We start from the raw sequence: 2,984 nt of genomic DNA, 5'->3' as shown, positions 1-2,984 counted from the left end.
AGGAGGAAGACAAATGGAATTCAGTTATTCAAGAGAACAAGAGATGGTAAAAAAGATGCTGAAGGAGTTCGCAGAGACGGAGATCGCACCGATCAGCGAAGAAATCGACGCGGAAGCCAAATACCCCTATGAAACGGTGGCAAAACTGGGGGAGCTGGGGATCATGGGCATGCCCTTTCCGGAGGAATACGGAGGAGCGGGGTCGGACTACCTGACCTACATCATGGCGGTGGAGGAGATCTCCAAGGTGGACGCCTCCCACGGCGTCATCGTGCAGACCCACAACGCCCTGTGCTGCTGGCCCATCTTTACGTATGGGACCGAAGAGCAGAAGCAGAACTACCTGCCCAAGCTGCTTTCCGGGGAGCACCTGGGGGCCTTCGGCCTGACCGAGCCCAACGCGGGAACCGACGCGGCTATGCAGCAGACCACGGCTAAGGACAAGGGGGACCACTGGCTCTTAAACGGAAGCAAGATCTTCATTTCGGGAGGCGGGATCGCCGACGTCTACGTGGTGATGGCGATGACGGACAAGAGCAAAGGCAACAAGGGAATCAGCGCCTTCATCGTGGAAAAAGGAATGCCGGGCTTTTCCCGGGGGAAGAAGGAAAACAAGATGGGCATCCGCGGGAGCATCGCGGCGGAGCTGGTGTTCGAGGACTGCATCGTGCCCAAGGAAAACCTGCTGGGGCAGCTGGGCAAAGGCTTCAAGGTGGCCATGAGCTCGCTGGACGTGGGCCGGCTGGGGATCGCGGCCCAGGCGCTGGGCATTGCCCAGGGCGCCTTCGACCAGACGGTCGAATACATGAAGCAGCGAAAGCAGTTCGGACGGAGTCTGGACCGGTTCCAGGCGCTGGCCTTTGAGATGGCGGACATGAAGACGCGGATCGACGGAAGCCGGTTCCTGCTCTACAACGCGGCCAACCGGAGAGACCGGGGGCTTTCCAGCACGGTCGAAGCAGCGCAGGCCAAGCTGTCCTGTTCGGAGACGGCCTCCTATGTGGTGGACAAAGCGGTCCAGTTCCACGGAGGCTACGGGTACATCAAGGACTACCCGGTGGAACGGATGTACCGGGACCAGAAGATCACAGAGATTTATGAAGGCACGTCGGAAGTCATGAAGATGGTGATTTCCGGAGACATCTTTAAATAGGGAGGACAAAGGAACATGAGAATCATCGTATGCGTAAAACAAGTACCCAACACCAACCAGATCAGGATCAACCCGGAGACGGGGACGCTGATTCGGGACGGGGTGCCGAGCATTTTGAACCACGACGACGCCAATGCCCTGGAACAGGCGCTGGCCATCAAGGACGCGAATCCGGGAACGGAGGTCATCGCCCTGACCATGGGGCCGCCCCAGGCCAAGGAGATGCTGCAGGAATGTCTGGCCATGGGAGCGGATGATGCGATCCTGCTGTCGGACCGGGCCCTGGGAGGCTCAGACACCTGGGCCACCTCTAACGCCCTGGCGGCGGGCATCAAAAAGATCGGGGACTACGATCTGATCTTCGCCGGCAGACAGGCCATCGACGGGGACACGGCCCAGGTGGGGCCCCAGATCGCCGAAAAGCTGGGGCTGCCCCAGGTGACCTATGTGAAGGAATTCCAGCTGGAGGAAGAAGCGGTCATCGTCAAGCGGGCCCTGGAGGACGGCTATGAGAAGCTGAAGCTAAGGCTGCCCTGCGTGCTGACGGCCATCAAGGAACTGAACACTCCAAGATACATGTCCGTTCCGGGCATCCGGAAGGCGGCCAAGACCCAGGTCAAGGTCTGGAGCGCCCAGGACATCGGAGTGGACCAGAGCGTGGTGGGGCTGAAGGCCTCCCCGACCAACGTGTTCCGTTCCTTCACGCCCAAGCCCAAAGGAGCCGGCATGGCCGTGGACGGGGACACGCCCAGGGAGCTGGCGGAGAACCTGCTTACGGAACTGAGAAAGAAACACATCATATAGGGAGGAAGGAAACGATGACAAAGTTTAGCGAATACAAGGACGTGTGGGTATACACCGAGCAGAGGGGCGGCAAGCTGATGAACGTGGCCCTGGAGCTGCTGGGAGAAGGGCGCAGGCTGTCGCGGGAGATCAGCGGGGACGCCAAAGTGTGCGCGGTGCTGGTGGGCCATGAAACGGACCACCTGGCAGACGAGCTGACCGCCTATGGAGCGGACCTTATCTACCAGATCGACGATCCGCTGCTGGCCCATTACACCACCGACGGATACGCCAAGGTGATCACCCAGGCCATTGAGGAGCGCAAGCCGGAGATCGTGCTCTTTGGAGCCACCCACATCGGACGGGATCTGGCGCCGCGGATCGCGGCCAGACTGGATACCGGCCTCACCGCCGACTGCACCAGACTGGACATCGACACCGGCGACTACATGGAATATCTGGAGAAGAACACCACCGCCAGCCTGGCGGGCCTTAGCGCAGAGGATGGGGACAAAGGCCTCAAGCAGACCCGTCCGGCCTTCGGGGGCAACCTGATGGCCACCATCGTCACCCCCAGAACCCGGCCGCAGATGGCCACGGTCCGCCCGGGGGTCATGGAGAAGCTGGAGAAGGACCTGAGCCTGAAGAGCGAAGTGGTGCGGATACAGCCCCAGCTGAGCAAAGCGGACATACAGGTGGAGATCCTGGACGTGGTCAAGGAGGCCAAGGAGCTGGTATCCCTGACCGACGCCAAGATCATCTGCTCTGGGGGACGAGGCCTGGGGGATGCCTCCGGGTTTGAATTAATCGAAGCCTTTGCTAAGAAGGTCGGCGGCGTGGTGGGCGCCTCTCGTGCAGCCGTAGATTCCGGATGGATCGATCAGTCGCATCAGGTTGGACAGACGGGCACCACCGTAAAGCCGAACATCTATTTTGCCTGCGGGATATCGGGGGCCATCCAGCATCTGGCCGGGATGCAGACCTCGGATATCATCGTGGCCATCAATAAGGATCCGGAAGCGCCGATGATGCAGCTGGCCGACTACGC

Annotated in this window: 3 protein-coding genes; all 3 read left to right on the top strand. The window is 60.5% G+C overall.

The window, feature by feature from the left end:
• Positions 1-13: 13 nt before the first annotated feature.
• Positions 14-1,153, top strand: a complete 1,140-nt coding sequence (locus LG211_RS19965; protein WP_253019862.1) for an acyl-CoA dehydrogenase — start codon at positions 14-16, stop codon at positions 1,151-1,153.
• Positions 1,154-1,168: 15 nt separating this feature from the next.
• Positions 1,169-1,957, top strand: a complete 789-nt coding sequence (gene etfB, locus LG211_RS19960; RefSeq protein ID WP_148398220.1) for an electron transfer flavoprotein subunit beta — start codon at positions 1,169-1,171, stop codon at positions 1,955-1,957.
• A 14-nt stretch (positions 1,958-1,971) separates the two neighbouring features.
• Positions 1,972-2,984, top strand: a 1,013-nt coding sequence (locus LG211_RS19955) for an electron transfer flavoprotein subunit alpha/FixB family protein (RefSeq protein WP_269478314.1), incomplete at its 3' end; no start/stop codon positions are given.

The organism is Hominibacterium faecale (genome assembly GCF_020734085.1).
Lineage (GTDB): Bacteria > Bacillota > Clostridia > Peptostreptococcales > Anaerovoracaceae > Hominibacterium > Hominibacterium faecale.
Note: the sequence above shows the minus strand (reverse complement) of the source record. Positions and strands in the feature narration are given on the sequence as shown.